The organism is Acinetobacter sp. AR2-3 (assembly GCF_001878775.1).
GTDB classification, from domain to species: domain Bacteria; phylum Pseudomonadota; class Gammaproteobacteria; order Pseudomonadales; family Moraxellaceae; genus Acinetobacter; species Acinetobacter lwoffii_D.
On sequence record NZ_MJIQ01000048.1, the window covers coordinates 42,225 to 58,589 of the forward strand.

Here is a 16,365-nt window from a genome sequence, read left to right on the forward strand (position 1 = left end):
AAGCCTGAAGTTATGCCATTTACCATTGCCAGCCTGGTCAGTTTCGAGGAAGACATCAAAAAAAGTCGCTTTCAGGCCTTTGCCACCCCTGTTGAAAATGAGCAGGACGTGAAAGATTTTCTGGAGGCCTATCGCGATCCAAGCACCACGCATCAATGCTGGGCCTGGAAAATTGGCCATCAGGTACGCTTTAATGATGATGGTGAACCATCAGGTACTGCAGGACGTCCGATACTGGCGACCATTGAAGGCAATGAGCTGACCAATGTGCTGGTACTGGTCAATCGCTGGTATGGCGGGATCAAGCTGGGAACAGGTGGCTTGGTACGTGCCTATGGCGGTTGTGCTGGACAATGTTTGTTGTTGGCAGAAAAAATTGAACTGATTGAAAAGAAGAAGGTGCAATTTTCCTGTCAATTCAATGAGTGGGCCATCTTTCAATATGAATTGAATCAGCAGCAAATCGATTATCAGGAAGAATATACAGCCGAAGGGGTGCAGGTCAGCGCCTTATTTCAGTTACATCAAATTCAACCCTTTGCCCTGAAAATTCAAGATGTGACCCGTGGCCGCGAACAGCTCAAAATCATAGAAGAAGCGACAGATGACTGACGTAGATCCATTACTGAAATATCGTGAGCAGCACAAACATCGCCTGAATTATATGCCTTGGCTGTACTGGTCTTTAAAGCCTAAAAATCGTAGCTGGGCAGAAGCGTGGCAAAAGGACTATCAGGCTTACTTGATGGAAATGGAAACCATTGAGATTGGTGAAAACTGTTTTATTTCACCACTGGCACATATTTTTGCGGAGCCGGGACGTAAAATCATTATTGGTGATAATACCTTTATCGCTGCAGATTGCACCTTACATGGCCCACTAGAGATCGGCAATGAAGTGGCGATCAATCATCACTGCATTCTGGACGGTGGTCGGGTGGGGATTAAACTGCATGATCAGGTACGTATCGCCGCTTATTGTCATCTTTATGCCTTTGATCACGGCATGGATCTGGAGCAGCCGATTTATCAGCAGCCGGTACGTTCACAAGGCATTGAGATCGGGCGGGATGTGTGGCTGGGTGCGCACGTCGGTATCAAGGACGGAATTAAAATCGCAGATCAGGCCGTGGTGGGAATGAACAGTATGGTGACCAAGAATGTTGAGGAACGCACGATTGTCGCTGGTAATCCGGCTCAATTCATTCGCTATCGTGAATAAGCTTTTGGAAGTCAATTGCTTGATACAACAGCCTGACTCAGCAAATAGATCGATATGTTGATCTATATTTGTTCACATAAAAGTTAACATATTTCAATTCAAGCCTTACAGATTTTGCTGCACATTTTTGAATGCTTATGCTAAGTTAAAAATAACTAAGAAATTTTTATCATAAATAGAAGAGAGGCTAAACATGAAACGTGTCATCGCCTGCATCGACTCATCACCATGTATAAACGCGCTGGCTGACGCGGCGGCATGGATTGCCAAACAGACTGGCCGTGAACTGGTCCTGTTACAGGTTTTGGATTATTACCCGGCCAGTTATCATCTGGGGGAAATCAGCGGAGTGATCGGCTTTGAAAGCAATGCCATGTTACTCAAAGAACTGGCTGAGCTTGAACAAAAACAAAGTGAAATCGCGCTGGATTATAGCAATAACCTGCTGCAACACATTTCCGAGCGGATTCTGGCAGAACATGGCATTCAAACCACACATATTCAGGAAAAAGGTGATTTTCTGGAACAAAGCTTTCAGATCCTGCAGCCTGATGATATTGCGGTGATTGGATTGCTCGGTGAACGCTCGGCTGAAAAAAATAAACCAATTGGCACCAATGTGGAAAATTTTATTCGTGGTGCCAATTGTACCGTGATGACGGTCGGAGAACAGTTTAAGCCACCGACACGATTTATTTTCGCTTATGAATATTCACCGACCTGTATCAAGATGATGAAACGGATTGCGGAAAGTGATTTGCTGCGCTTATTGCAATGCCATCTGTTATATATCGGTGATCATGCTGAAATTCTAAATGAGCCTTTGCAATATTTAAATCAGGCCGGTTTAGATGTGGTGCCACAATACCGCTATGGCGATGTCGCAGAAAATATTTTGACCTATCAGCAGGAACTGGGAATTCAGCTGATCGTGTTGGGTGCATTTAGTCACAGTAAAATTCACCAATTTTTCCTTGGTAGTATTGCCACCACTATTTTCCGTAATTCTAAAGTGCCTTTACTGGTTGCGAAGTGAGGATTACATAAAATAACTAAGCGCGAAGTCTAATCGTAAATTGTTACAGCTTGATTTAAAAATAACCAGAGTTATCCTCATATATTGTGGATAACTCTGTGGTTAATATTTATAAGTTAATGTTATTTATAATAAATATGTAATTGGGTGATTTTTGTTCTTATTGTTTTATTTCACAATCGCGAGTGCAAAACCATCATGTCCTTTGCTGCCAACCGTTTGTAAAGCAGTGCATGACAAGATACGTGGATGATTTTGAAGCGCTTTAAACATGTCACGAATGCCTTCAATACTTGGTTTACTATTGTCCGGATTAATGATTTCACCCGCACGAATCACATTGTCCAGAAAAATAAGTGTACCTGAGTGCGACAAGTTTAAACTGAGTTCCAGATATTCTGGATAACTCTGTTTGTCTGCATCAATAAAGATGAAATCGAAAGCTTCCGTATCTTCAGGCAGGGCTTTAAGCACATCTGCTGCACGGCTGCATTTCAGTTCAACGGTCTGTTTAAGCTGCGCGCGATCAATATTTTCCTGACCCATTGCCGCATGGGTATCACGTCCTTCAATCGTCAGGATATAGCCATCATCCGGCAAGGCACGTGCCAGCCACATGGTGCTATATGCTGCAAATGTGCCGAGTTCCAGTATACGTTTACATTGGTTCATCTGGATTAGCATCTGCAACAACATGCCTTGGTTCGGTGCTACAGCCAGATGATCAGGAAAACCGTGCGCTGCGGTATTCTCAAGAGTTTGATTCAGAATAGGGTCTTCAGGAATTAAATGTGAATCAATGTAGTGATCAATGTCTGTCCACATTTGTTGCATAGTCTTAGCACCTCGATTGCGATACGTGCATTTTAAACTTTTCGCGGCAGAGCGCAATTTATTGTTCTATAGGTGATGATTTTTTAGGCTCTACAATGTCCTGAATGAACTTTGTAGAGTGGTTGTCATGACTTAGTAATTACACATCGAGGAATTACGGCCTAAACTCGGTCCCCAGGTACGATAACCTTGGGTATCGATGTGGATTTGGCCAGAAGCATACATGCCGAGTCCCATATTTAGGCTTTGACCATGCTGGACCCAGAACTGACACAATTTGAACTTGGTATTTTCAATATAGCTATAATCTTGTGCCTGAGGATATTCAGGCCCAATCCGGAAATCGATCGCAGAGTTGTAAAGATGGCGTGAAGAATTGGCACCACCGGCACACTGGTTCAAAGGCAGGTCACGATAGACTGATGTGACTTCAAAATCAGTCAGTACATTGGCTGCAACCAGATATTTAAAGACTTTTAAAGTTGGGATCTGATTGGCCCATAATTCACGGCTTGGAATCATGTATTGGGAACGACCACACTTGGCCCAATCACGTGCAGTACGCATTAACTCGAAACTCGGAATGATATTGCCAACCCCATGACGTTCCAGAAAAACCTCATATTCACGCACGCGTGACAAATTATCCAGTGCCGATACCCAGTGGGTATACACATAAGGCACAGTTTTCGGGTGGGCTTTACGATCGTATTGAACACGTTCTTGTGGAATGTAAATCCGTTTTCCAGCAGGTGTGGTGGCCTGTCCAGGTTGTTTTGTAGTCGTAGTACAGCCCACAAAAACAAGAGGAATTATACAAAGACTCAATAATCCCTTTAACAAGTTCTTCATTTATAGAAATCAGATATTTACAAAATAGCGCTATTTTAGACTAAATATAGGGAGAAATTTGGAGAATATTGCAATGAAATGTGTGCGTTGAGTATAAAAAAGATCAGCAAATGCTGATCTTTTAAAGTTTAAACTAATTACTTTTCAAGGTATTGTAATTTGTCTGCTTTGCCATTCCATTCTTCACGGTCTGCTGGCTGGTCACCAATTTGTGTGATATTTGGCCATTTTTGTGACAGGTCAGCATTCAGTTCAATAAAGACTTCCTGACCTTCTGGTAATTCATCTTCAGAGAAAATTGCATTTGCCGGACATTCAGGTTCGCATAACGCACAGTCGATACATTCGTCCGGGTTAATCACAAGGAAGTTAGGACCTTCATAGAAACAGTCTACAGGGCAAACTTCAACACAGTCTTGATATTTACATTTAATACAATTTTCAGTGACAACGAAGGTCATGGCGACAGCTACCTAAAAAATATGGTTCTAATTACGAATGCTGTATTTTAGGCAAAAACAGGGGGAACTAACAATTCCTTTTATTGATATTTGTTATATATAGGGCTGTTAAATTTGAAAAAAGGTCGCATACCGATGAATTACAGCATTCATCGCTATGTTCAGGACATCGACCCTATGCCAGATGAGGTCTAGGACCGAGAATTAACTTGGCTGTTTGATCAGGTCTTTGAGCGCATATAACTGCTGCAAGGCTTCACGCGGAGTTAAACTATCTACATCAATATCTTCGAGTAAGTCCAGTGCAGGCGATTCTTTTTCAATTTCGATGATACGTTCTATAGGCTCCATAACTTCAGGCATTGCAAACAGATCATGCTGCGGGCTCAGTGGCTTGGCCTGATGCTGTTTTTCCAGAATCTTTAAGCGGTTTTGCGCTTCTTTAATCACCGCAGCCGGAATGCCTGCCAATTTCGCGACTTGCAAGCCATGACTTTGACTGGCCGGGCCATGTTGCACCTTATGCAATAAAATCAGATTGCCATTCAGCTCTTTGGCCGTGACATGGTAGTTGTTAATGCCACTTTCCTTATCCAGTTCAGTCAGTTCGAAATAATGCGTGGCGAATAAACACAAACATTGAATGCGTTTCGTCAGATCTAGCACACAGGCCCAAGCCAAAGACAAGCCATCATAGGTACTGGTTCCACGGCCAACTTCATCCATCAGTACCAAAGACTGGCTGGTGGCATGATGCAGGATTTGCGAGGTTTCGGTCATTTCCACCATAAAGGTCGATTTGCCGGTCGATAAATCATCGGCCGAACCAATACGGGTGAAAACACGGTCAACCGGACCTAAGGTTGCAGCTTGCGCTGGAACATAGGCACCACAATAAGCCAGCAACACGATCAATGCAGTCTGGCGCATAAATGTGGATTTACCGCCCATGTTGGGGCCGGTAATGATGGCCATCCGATGAGAAAAATCCAGTTGCGTATCGTTCGGGGTAAAGGCGGTTTTACTCAGGGCCTCTACCACCGGATGTCGTCCGGCAGTGATACTTACGCCGACCTCAGGGCTGAATTTTGGACGCGACCAGTTGCGTAAACGCGCCTGATGGGCAAAATTCGCAATCAGATCAATCTGGGCTATGGCGCTGCTCATCATCTGTAAATTGCCGATATCCTGACGGAGTTCATCCAGTAGCATTTCAAACAGCATTTTTTCACGGGCCAAGGCACGTGATTCGCTGGATAAGACTTTGTCTTCAAATGCTTTCAGTTCAGGTGTGATGTAGCGTTCGGCATTTTTCAGGGTTTGCCTACGAATATAGTGCTCAGGTGCCTGTTCGGCCTGTGCGCGAGTCAGCTCAATATAATAGCCACTGACACGATTGTAGCCAATTTTCAGTCCCGGAATACCACTAGCTTCACGCTCTTTGATTTCCAGATCAATCAGGAACTGGCTGGCATGATCACGAATCTGACGCAGTTCATCGAGTTCACTGTCAAAACCTTCTGCAATGACATTACCATCACGAAGCAGGACTGGCGGATTTTCAACAATGGCTGACATCAGGCGTTGATGTAGACCATGGAAGTCGCCTAGCTCTTCATTGAGTTGTACTAAAAGCTTGGACTGTTGCTGACTCACAATCGGTTGCAGGGCATGACGTAAAAATGGAATTTGCGCACAGGCCTGACGCAATTGTACCAGATCACGTGGACGGGCACTGCCAAGCGCAATACGGCTCAGCACACGTTCAATATCGCTAATCTCTTTAAGGACCAGACGTACAGGCACTTCGTGGAAACCTTGCAGCAGGGCTTGAATGGCATCCAGGCGCTCATCCAGCAGCGCGGTATCGCGTAAAGGTTGCATCAGGGTGCGACTGAGCAAGCGTCCACCCATAGCAGTCTGGCAATCATTGATGAGCTGAAATAAAGATGTCCCATGTTCAAATAAAGGCTCAATCAGCTCCAGATTGCGGCGTGTCACCGGATCCAAAGCAATAAAATCTGAACTTTGTTCTAGCTGAATCGTGCGGATATGCGGTAACGCAGTTTTCTGGGTTTCTTTTGCATAGTGAATCAGTGCCGCAGCCGCTGCTTTAGCCAAAGGTAAATGATCAATGCCGAAACCTGAAAGCGTGCTGACAGCAAACTGGTCGCATAAGGTTTTTTGCGCATTGTTCAGGTTGAAGTCGACATCGGGACGTTTGGTGACCGAGATATCCAGTTGCTGTTTGAGTTGTTCGGTCAATGTCGGATCAGCGATATTTTCATCCAGCAGAATTTCGCTTGGCATCAAACGCGCCAGTTCAATCATGAGCTGGTTAAGATCATAATCCTGCTGCTGGACTTTAAATAGGCCGGCGCTGAGATCGAGAAGTGCAATGCCAATCTGATTCTGTTGAATACACAAAGCCACCAGATTCGAGCTTTGATGTGCACCGAGCATGGCATCATCGGTCAGGGTACCTGGCGTAATAATTCGAACCACACCACGCTCAACCGGTCCTTTGCCAGTGACTTCACCGATCTGCTCGCAGATCACCACGGTTTCGCCTTTTTTGACCAGACGTGCCAGATAACCTTCGGCTGCATGATAAGGCACGCCCGCCATAGGAATCGGCTGACCATTGGCTTTACCGCGATGGGTCAGGGTAATGCCTAAAATCTTGGCTGCCTTGTGTGCATCTTCAAAGAACAGTTCATAAAAATCACCCATACGATAAAACATCAAAGAATGCGGATGCTGCATTTTCACCGACATGTATTGCTGCATCATGGGCGTTAAGGTAGAAAGATCAGCCATAATTTCTGAACTGGTCATTAAAAATAAATCCTTTCAACAAGAGATAAATGCAAATACTGCTCAATAGGCTATGCAGGAAAATTTAAAGCACATTTTCAATCAGGCCAATCCAACATGGTTGAGCACAGGAGATCGAAAATGTGAAATGAATCTGCTGATTCAATTCAGCTTTAAAGCTGTATTGCAGCAAGTCTATCAAATTTAATTTTTAGAAAGAAATGAAATTCCAGATGAATCTTTAAGTCAGCGCTCAGATCTGTCGCTATGGCTTCTTATTCAGCATTATTTGCAATTTTAAAAAATAAACCACCGGATGCGAACATGCGGTGGCAAGTCTCAATCAAGACGATAGTTTATTCCGGATCATAAAGACCAAGGTCGGTCAGATGTAATCTGAGAATCCGGCGTAATTCCAGTACGGCTTCAGGCGTTTCCTGAATCGAGTGACCACCCTTAATGACTTTGCTAGATACAGCACCATTTAGGTAAGCACTCTCATATGAAACGATATCATCGCTCATGAGCTTGGTATCTTGCGTATCTACGGTATTGCCGATAATCGAGTGAAATTTGATATTTTTAGAAGGCTGAATATCCTCAGTTAATGCAGTAAATTTCGAATTTTCACTGAGATCACTCGGACCATTCTGAATCAGGTCATGCCCCAGTTCTTTAACAAACTCCTTTAACCCGATCTCACCTTGCAGGGTATCGGCAAAGGCACCCAAAAATGCGCCCGGTATACGGATAATTTTACGGGCCAGTTTGGTGTGCCAGCGGTCGGCATATTCCGTTCCACGATGCGGTGTCGCTAAGAAAATGGCTCGGCTAAAGTTCGGAATAGGCTGCATTTGCAGGCGTGCTTTAAATAACGGATTATCTTTAAACTGGGCAATGCGGGTATTTTGTACCAGCTTAAATGCATCTTGGGTAATATCGGCCTGACTGACCATTAAACGGGCAATCACTCCTCCCATACTGTGTCCGACCAGTACCGCATCTTTTTTGGCTGGCGCATTGTTCGCGACCTGGGCAAAGCCTTGCTGAACCACTGCATTAATTTGAAAACGGCTTTCCAGAATCGGCATATTAGTAGAATAAAATACCTGCCAGACCTGGAAATTTTTTCTTAATACCGGATCACCCATAATGTCGTTGGTCAGACGAATCCAGGCTTCAGGACTACTGGCCAAGCCATGAATCAATACCAGCACTTTCTTGTCCGGATTATAAGGTTCCAGCATGTACAGATGCGGCATGCTCAGACTGTCTTCGCGATTAATCAGGGTTAGATAGGCTAAACGCCCCAGATTGTTCTCGGCCAGCCATAAGCCGTAAGGTGCGGAAAAGTTGGCGGCCAGCGCATATTCTTTCGAAGCCACTTTGATCTTTTCATGTTTATAAGGATCATAGAGTTTCAGGTGAAACTCAGAGCTAGAGAGAATCTGTTCGGTCGAATTCGCGGATTTGGGTACAGCGGTAATGGTGGTCGCCAGATAGCGGGCTGAATGAATATTTGGATTGATACCATTTGGATAATTGTGCTTGAGCGGATCGACAATATATTTTTTATCTTGCTCGGTTTGCTGTGCTTCAGGTAAGACCACTAAAAATTCTGAACCAAAACCATCACGGCGGGTGATAGAACGCAGGCCGGAAAAGTTCATGTTATAGGTGGACATCAGCTGTTCAATGGTCTGGTTTTTCAGCTGCGGAAAATTTTCCAGATCAATGGTATATACACTATCACCGACCTGAATGCGCTGGCCGGACTGTTTGGTTTTATAACGTTCAGCATAGCGTTGAATCAGATGGGCAATCGCCAGGTTATAAAAGTCACGAATCTGAACCTGGCGGTTATCAAAAATACGCTCTTGCGGCGCACGCTCGGTTTTAAATAGATAGGCATAGCTATAACGAATGCTTTTATCCAGCATAGTGAGCTGCTGATCCAGACATTTCTGGATATTCTGCTTGTGTTGTTGCTGTTTTTCCGGTGATCGGGTTTTGTTTAAAACACCGGTGTTGCATTCGGCAGACTTGGCATTTTGTAAGGAGTTGGCTAGATATAATTCACTTGCTGTAGAAAGCAATTGTTCATCTAAAATCTGGGGAATACTTTTCAGATCTTCCACACATTCTTCGGGCTGATCAATACAGATCTGAGCTTCACGACCTGTCATGGACAACACATTCAGACTGGCTTCGCTAAGCTTGTCGCGGGTCAAGATGCTGTCACGCTCATTGTTCAGCGTGACATTAATCGCCTGTTCCTTAACACTGACCACCTGACAGCCGCTGAGTACGCTGGTGATGAGTAAAGTGCACAGCATTAATCTTTTATTTATTTTTTCGTGCATAAAACTTTTCACTGAATTCAAGTTATAAAGCGGGATAATGTTTTGTATTTTACTAATTTTTTCCCATAAAAATAGACCGCCGTAGCAGTCTATTTGTAATCAAATTGAAGCGAATCTTGATTATGGGGTCACCGGTGCTGTTGCTGGGTCTGTAGCCGGAGCGGGTGTTGATGTTTGCAAAATTTGCCAAACATTCCAGCGACCATTTTTCTCAATTTCCTGAATCAGACGGTCTGCTACTTCAGCTTCTTGCGGATATTTCACTTTATAGTTCGCCAAGGTTTGAGTGGCATTTTTTTTCTGTTCCAATGCAATATAGTTATTGGCTGCAGAAAGATAAGCCTCCTGAACGCCAGCTTTCATGGCTTTGTCCAGATAAGCGATGGCTTCACGTTGACCACCGCCTTCAGACAGACCAAAACCAAACCAGAAGTTGACTTCAGGATCATCCGGGTTAATTTTGAGAATACGCTGGGCATAGGTCAGGGAATTGGTGGTATAAACTGAACCCAGATCCAGGTTACGTGCCATCACGCTGGCTTTAAAAGCACGCATCAACACATCAAAAGAGGCATTTGGACGGGCCGCTAAAGTATCCAGTTGTCGGGTGACTTCACGCAATTTGGCTTCAAAACCACGGCGTTCCTGACGATCGCTGAAACGTGGTGGATAATGACGTGCCTTACCTTCGACCATTTGCAGGAAATCGTCAATTTCGGTGATATCGATTTCATTTGAATTGGCAAGTGCTGCATAACGCATTGCACGTGTATTGCTATCTACCACTGGAATAATCAGTTTATTCACATCCAGGGTCAGTTGCTTGGATGGATCATTAGGATCCGTCACCACCATCTTAGTTACAGGCTGCGCTGCAGCTTTTTTCAAATGCACTTCAAATTCAGGTGGTTCATTATAATTGAATGGATTTAAAGCATAAAATGGTGGGCTCAGTTCAGGCTCTACAAAAACCACTTGATCTACAGGTTTCTCAGCAGATTTCTGAGGAGTGGTTGAACACGCAGTAATTGTGAATGCTAAGCAAGCAAGTGCCAAGGGCTTAAAGGTCATAATAGTCATCCATTCTGTTATTTTTAAAACATCTATTCAAAAATTGCATGATCGTCAGTCTATGAAAAGTATAACGATCATGCAAGTAAACACGTGTTACAGAGTGAAGTGTGATATTCAGGCTTTGGATTGGCTGGTTTGCGCTTCACATTCACGGCGCGCTTCTTCCAGAATCTCCAACTCTTTTTTACTCAAAGGCTGGCCATCCTGTTGCTGCTTGTTAAAGGTCGGATCTAACAAAGAAAGACGATTGCACAAGTTGTTCATGCGTTTTTCATTTTGCTGAATGCGATCCAGCAGAATCCGCATGCCTTCCAAAATCGGATCGGACTGGTCTTCAGTTGCGGCATAGGGCTGGAAACCGATACTTTCTGCATAGTCACGACGACGCGCTTCAGCATCATCTTTGGGTTTGTCTTTGGTGATAAAACGTGCCGGGTTGCCCACAGCTGTGGCGTTCTCAGGAACCGCTTTGGTGACGACCGCATTAGAACCGACTTTGGCATTTTTACCCACGGTAAATGGCCCTAGAATCTTGGCACCAGCACCGACTACTACGCCATCTTCTAGCGTTGGATGACGTTTACCTTTATTCCAGGTCGTTCCACCCAAAGTCACGCCGTGATAAAGCGTCACGTCATCGCCAATTTCAGCAGTTTCGCCAATTACGACACCCATACCGTGATCGATAAAGAAACGGCGGCCAATTTTTGCACCCGGATGGATTTCAATGCCTGTGGCAAAGCGGCTAAACGAAGACAACGCACGCGCAGTTCCTTTACAGTCTTTGTTCCATAGCTCATGTGCCATGCGATGCATGATCAGCGCATGAATGCCAGGGTAAGTGGTTAAGACTTCTAAGGTATTGCGTGCTGCAGGATCGCGCGCAAAGACAGCTTGTATATCTTCTTTGAGCTGTTTTAGCATTAGATTTGATCCTCGTCCTGTGATGATGTGTGTGAAGATTTTTTCCAGGTACCGTTATTCAATGCCTGAACACGGCTGAAAATACCACGAAGTAAGTGATATTCCATACGATCTAATTGTATACGTCCGAAGAGACGACGCAAGCGTAAAGGCAATAATCTTGGATTTTTTGGATCCATAAATTCAATTTCTGCCAGCATTTTTTCCAAGTGCGGGTAGAACTGTTCCATCTGGGCATGGTTGACCAAAGGTTCATCCCATTCCATTTCAATGCCATCAATGACTTGCATGGTCGCTTTAGCATCACGTGGCTGTTCAATTTGACTCATCGTTGCCATGCGCATCTCATAGCAGATCACCTGAATCGCCTGAGCTACATTCAGTACGCCATAATCAGTATTCACAGGAATAGTCAGATGATAATTGGCCATCGCCAGTTCTTCATTGGTCAGACCACGGTCTTCACGGCCAAATAGAATCGCGACTTCCTGCTGATTTTGTACCACGGCGGACATGGCTTTTTCAGCGGCAGGGCGCACATCTAACAGCGGCCAGGGAATGGTACGGCTACGTGCGCTGGTACCGAATACAATCTGACAGTCTTTAATGGCATCTTCAAGGGTTTCTACAATCTCGATCTGCTCGATCAGGTCAGTTGCACCCGCGGCCAGCGCGTCAATATCCGGATGCGGATAGGTTTTCGGTGCCACCAGAACCAGCTTGGACAAGCCCATGGTTTTCATGGCACGTAAGGCACTGCCGATATTGGCAGGTAAAGTGGTATTGACCATGACAATACGCACATGGGAGAGATGTGCTGAAACAGCAGCATTGTCAATTTGACTCATGAGGATTCCAATTTTAAGGTGTTTTAAAGATCAGGATTTATGAATATTGCGGCTGGGATTCAGCCTGATACAGCTCCAGTGCATCATCCATGCTCATGCCCGCAGGCGGCGGAGGAATATCCACCGGCTTGGCCTGTTCATAGGACACGGCTTTGGCAGCTTTGGACTTGACCTGATACTCAATATGCAAGGCTTCTTTACCAAAATAGTCACGCAATTTGGCTAAGAGCTCATCCAGTGGGGCGACTTTCCAGTTGAGACCCAGATGCAGTTCAGTCGTGGCATACGGATAGTCCAGATACAGAATCACCGGAATATGTGCGGACATATCAACATTGCAATAAGGAGTCAGAATCTGCTGCAAGTCCCGGCTCAAGCTCTTGCTGAAATGCTCGGCTGTGAGAGTGATCTTGATGCTATTGGCACGTTTCTGGCGAATTTCATTCAGGCTAAATGCCTTGGTGAGGCGTCCCATCGGACGGTCAAAGCCTTCACGCTCATAGATTTCGCCTTCAATCACCACCACTTTATCGAGCTGGATAATCTCTTTAAAGCGGTTGAAGCGTTCGTGATTGGCTGAAATCTCAATCCGTGCCGTACCATCATCTAGGGTCATCATCATCCGGTTCGGGAAGTTGGCAATATCTACCACCAGTCCTGCAAACACGGTGGTTACACCACGGCGGGTCGGCGTTAGCTCATTGATCTGACTAGGCACAAAGGCTTTCAGCTCATTGCGATACACATCAATCGGGTGGCCGGTCAGATACAGACCAAGTGTGTCTTTCTCACCTTTCAGGCGAACTTCATCCGCCCAAGGTTTGACGGGTTTAGATGGCTTGCGCTGAACTTCTTCCACTTCGCCAAACAAGTCCATGATGCCGGTTTCACGGTTGGAACGTGCCTGTTCCGCAGCTTGAACCGCTTCAGGCAGTTGCGCCATCAGGTCGGCACGATCAATGCCTAAGCAATCCAGTGCACCTGAGCGAATCAGTGCTTCCAGGGTGCGCTTATTGATTTTTTTCAGGTCAATACGATGACAGAAATCAAATAAGTCACGGAATGGACCTTCTTGCGCACGTGAGTCAATCACCGATTGCATCGCCGCTTCACCGACGCCTTTGATTGCCCCCAGACCATAGACAATAGTTTGCTCATCAGTGGCATGGAATTGATACAGCGACATATTCACTGACGGCGGCAAAACTTCCAGATTATTCTTGCGACAGTCATCAATCAGAAATACCACGTTGTCGGTGTTCTGCATCTCCGAGGTCAATACCGCAGACAGGAATTCCGCCGGATAATGCGCTTTTAGCCATGCAGTTTGGTAAGCAACCAAAGCATAGGCAGCCGCATGCGATTTGTTAAAACCATAGCCGGCGAACTTTTCCATATAGTCGAAGATATGGTTGGCGGTAGCTTCATCAATGTCTTTTTTCGATGCACCTTCAATAAAGATCTGGCGCTGTTTGACCATCTCTTCCGGTTTTTTCTTACCCATGGCCCGACGTAACAAGTCCGCGCCACCGAGGGTATAGCCAGCACAGTATTGTGCAGCCTGCATGACCTGTTCCTGATACACCATAATCCCGTAGGTGGGTTCTAGTACGCCTTCAAGTAATGGATGCAAATATTCAAAATCACCACCATGCATCCGGTGAATAAAGTCAGGAATCAGATCCATCGGGCCTGGACGGTACAGCGACACGAAAGCAATAATTTCTTCAAACTTGCTCGGGCGTGCCTCTTTCAGCATCTTTTTCATGCCCACGGATTCAAACTGGAATACCGCGGTGGTGTTAGCATTGGCAAAGACCAGATATGCGTCTTTATCCTCAAGCGGGATATAGGCAATATCTAAAGGTTTATCCGCTTTGATGCGTTTATTAATATTTTTAACCGCATCTTCAATCACGGTCAGGTTACGCAGACCCAAGAAGTCGAATTTCACCAGACCTGCAGATTCGACATCGTCTTTATCGAACTGTGCCACGCGTCCGGTACCATCGGCATCACACATGACCGCAGAGAAATCGGTAATTTTGGTTGGCGAGATGACCACACCACCGGCGTGTTTACCAGTGTTTCGGGTAATACCTTCCAGTTTAAGTGCCATTTCCCAGATTTCGGCTGCATCGTCATGATCTGGATTGGATGGATTGGTGACGATATCTTTAAGCTGAGGTTCAGCTTCTAGTGACTCAAGCAGGCTTAGACCTAAAGGCTTGGTTGGGATCATTTTCGAAATACGATCCGCCAGACCATAAGATTTACCCAAAACGCGTGCAACATCACGAATCGCACCTTTGGCAGCCATGGTGCCGAATGTTGCAATCTGGGAGACCGCATCACGGCCATAGGTACGTGCCACGTAGTCAATTACGCGGTCACGGCCTGCGATACAGAAATCGACGTCGAAGTCGGGCATCGAAACACGTTCCGGGTTCAGGAAACGTTCGAACAGCAGTTCATAACGCAGCGGATCAAGATCGGTAATTTTTAAGCTATAGGCCACCAATGAGCCCGCACCTGAACCACGGCCCGGACCGACCGGAACGCCGTTACTTTTCGACCACTGAATGAAGTCCATAACGATCAGGAAGTAGCCCGGGAATCCCATCGAGTTAATGATGTTAATCTCGTATTCGATACGCTCATCATAAGGCTTGCGGATTTCTGGCCAGTCTTCATCACGTTGTTCAGGCGGATACAGGAAATTCAGGCGTTCTTCCAGACCTTCTTTGGACAAGTGTGCAAAGAAGGTATCAATGGTATGACCTTCAGGAATCGGATAATCAGGCAGGAAGTATTTGCCCAGTTGCAGCGTCACATTACAGCGTTTGGCAATGTGATAGGTGTTCTCAATCGCAGATGGAATATCCGAGAACAGCGCCGTCATTTCTTCAGCAGATTTGAAATATTGTTCAGGTGAATAGGTTTTAGGACGGCGGTTGTCACCAAGCACATAACCATCTGCAATACATACCCGTGCTTCATGCGCTTCATAATCTTCACGGGTCATGAAATGCACATCATTATGTGCGACCACACCGATATTGTATTTTTTTGCCAGCTTAACGGCTTCCAGAATAAAGTTATCTTCATCCGGACGATTGGTACGGGTCAGGGCAAGATAAACACGATTACCAAATTTTTCGACCCATTCTTCTAGCAGCGGTTCCGCTTTTTGCGGATTTGAACTCATCAGCATTTTGCCGACATCGGAATGCATGCCGAGCAGGGCAATCATGTCCTCAGGCTGATTTAAAATCCATTGTTTTTGAACGCAGGGAATATCCAGTTGCTGGCCACTGATAAAGCCTTCAGATACTAATTCAGTCAGGTTACGCCAGCCGGTATTGGTCATGGCCAATAAGGTCATGCGATGTTCGGCATCATTCAGGCGAATTTCGGAACCCAGAATCGGCTTGATGCCTTTGCCCAGGCATTTGCCATAGAACTTGACGGCAGCATGCAGGTTAGAAAGATCCGTGAGCGCAAGGGCAGGCATCTGTTCTTCTTCGGCAGCTTTGACCAAGTCAGGTATCCGTACGATGGATTCAGTAATCGAAAATTCTGTATGAATACCAAGATGAACAAAGTGCATAGATGAGTCCCTGCTAAAACCATTGAATAGTTTAACATGGGATTTATTGTTTCAGTTTGAAATTGAGGGGAAATGGCTAACTTTTAGGTCAAGTTTGAATTTGATTTTTTAAGCTGATTAGTTAGTTGTTAGAAGATATTTTCTTTTACTTTTGACGGGACAAAAGTAACAAAACCCCTTTGTTGATCTGATGGCACTTCCATGTGCCACAAATCAACGGGCGACTTCCTGTCGCCGTGGCACGTATCAAATAGTTGCAGGACTTTACTTTGAAATAATGAGAAAGGGATCGTAAGTATTAAAAACTTAGATTCTCAAATGAAG

General features: G+C 45.2%; 12 protein-coding genes. 3 read left to right on the plus strand and 9 right to left on the minus strand.

Annotated elements, in window-relative coordinates; all coding sequences use genetic code 11:
- Positions 1-12: 12 nt before the first annotated feature.
- From BFN00_RS09275 to BFN00_RS09285, 3 genes are all read left to right on the plus strand, one after another.
- On the plus strand, positions 13-612 hold the full coding sequence (locus BFN00_RS09275) for an IMPACT family protein (RefSeq protein WP_044110240.1): 600 nt from the start codon (positions 13-15) through the stop codon (positions 610-612).
- A complete protein-coding gene (locus BFN00_RS09280; protein ID WP_071851235.1) occupies positions 605-1,222 on the plus strand; it encodes an acyltransferase in 618 nt (205 codons plus the stop codon). Before BFN00_RS09275 ends, BFN00_RS09280 begins: the two co-directional genes overlap by 8 nt.
- A gap of 193 nt (positions 1,223-1,415) precedes the next feature.
- Entirely contained in the window at positions 1,416-2,258 is an 843-nt protein-coding gene (locus BFN00_RS09285) for a universal stress protein (RefSeq protein WP_004279943.1), read from the plus strand.
- A gap of 168 nt (positions 2,259-2,426) precedes the next feature.
- Here BFN00_RS09285 and BFN00_RS09290 read toward each other — a convergent pair whose 3' ends face one another.
- The 9 genes from BFN00_RS09290 to dnaE form a co-directional block, all read right to left on the minus strand.
- Positions 2,427-3,092: an O-methyltransferase gene (locus BFN00_RS09290; RefSeq protein ID WP_071851237.1), complete on the minus strand. Its 666-nt coding sequence runs from the start codon at positions 3,090-3,092 to the stop codon at positions 2,427-2,429.
- A gap of 132 nt (positions 3,093-3,224) precedes the next feature.
- The gene (locus BFN00_RS09295) at positions 3,225-3,944 is read right to left on the minus strand and encodes a D-Ala-D-Ala carboxypeptidase family metallohydrolase (RefSeq protein WP_004279938.1); all 720 of its coding nucleotides are present in this window, start codon (positions 3,942-3,944) and stop codon (positions 3,225-3,227) included.
- Positions 3,945-4,081: 137 nt separating this feature from the next.
- Positions 4,082-4,405 (minus strand): ferredoxin FdxA, encoded by a 324-nt coding sequence (fdxA, locus tag BFN00_RS09300; RefSeq protein WP_004279936.1) that lies wholly within the window; start codon positions 4,403-4,405, stop codon positions 4,082-4,084.
- 204 nt (positions 4,406-4,609) lie between these two features.
- The gene (gene mutS, locus BFN00_RS09305) at positions 4,610-7,243 is read right to left on the minus strand and encodes a DNA mismatch repair protein MutS (RefSeq protein ID WP_071851239.1); all 2,634 of its coding nucleotides are present in this window, start codon (positions 7,241-7,243) and stop codon (positions 4,610-4,612) included.
- A 335-nt stretch (positions 7,244-7,578) separates the two neighbouring features.
- Positions 7,579-9,585 (minus strand): esterase/lipase family protein, encoded by a 2,007-nt coding sequence (locus tag BFN00_RS09310; protein WP_071851242.1) that lies wholly within the window; start codon positions 9,583-9,585, stop codon positions 7,579-7,581.
- A gap of 120 nt (positions 9,586-9,705) precedes the next feature.
- Positions 9,706-10,656, minus strand: a complete 951-nt coding sequence (locus tag BFN00_RS09315; protein ID WP_004646689.1) for an ABUW_2363 family tetratricopeptide repeat lipoprotein — start codon at positions 10,654-10,656, stop codon at positions 9,706-9,708.
- Between the two features lie 117 nt (positions 10,657-10,773).
- Positions 10,774-11,583 (minus strand): serine O-acetyltransferase, encoded by an 810-nt coding sequence (gene cysE, locus BFN00_RS09320; protein WP_004279928.1) that lies wholly within the window; start codon positions 11,581-11,583, stop codon positions 10,774-10,776.
- On the minus strand, positions 11,583-12,431 hold the full coding sequence (locus BFN00_RS09325) for an RNA methyltransferase (protein WP_004646690.1): 849 nt from the start codon (positions 12,429-12,431) through the stop codon (positions 11,583-11,585). Before BFN00_RS09325 ends, cysE begins: the two co-directional genes overlap by 1 nt.
- Before the next feature lie 37 nt (positions 12,432-12,468).
- Entirely contained in the window at positions 12,469-16,041 is a 3,573-nt protein-coding gene (gene dnaE, locus BFN00_RS09330) for a DNA polymerase III subunit alpha (protein WP_071851244.1), read from the minus strand.
- Positions 16,042-16,365 lie beyond the last annotated feature (324 nt).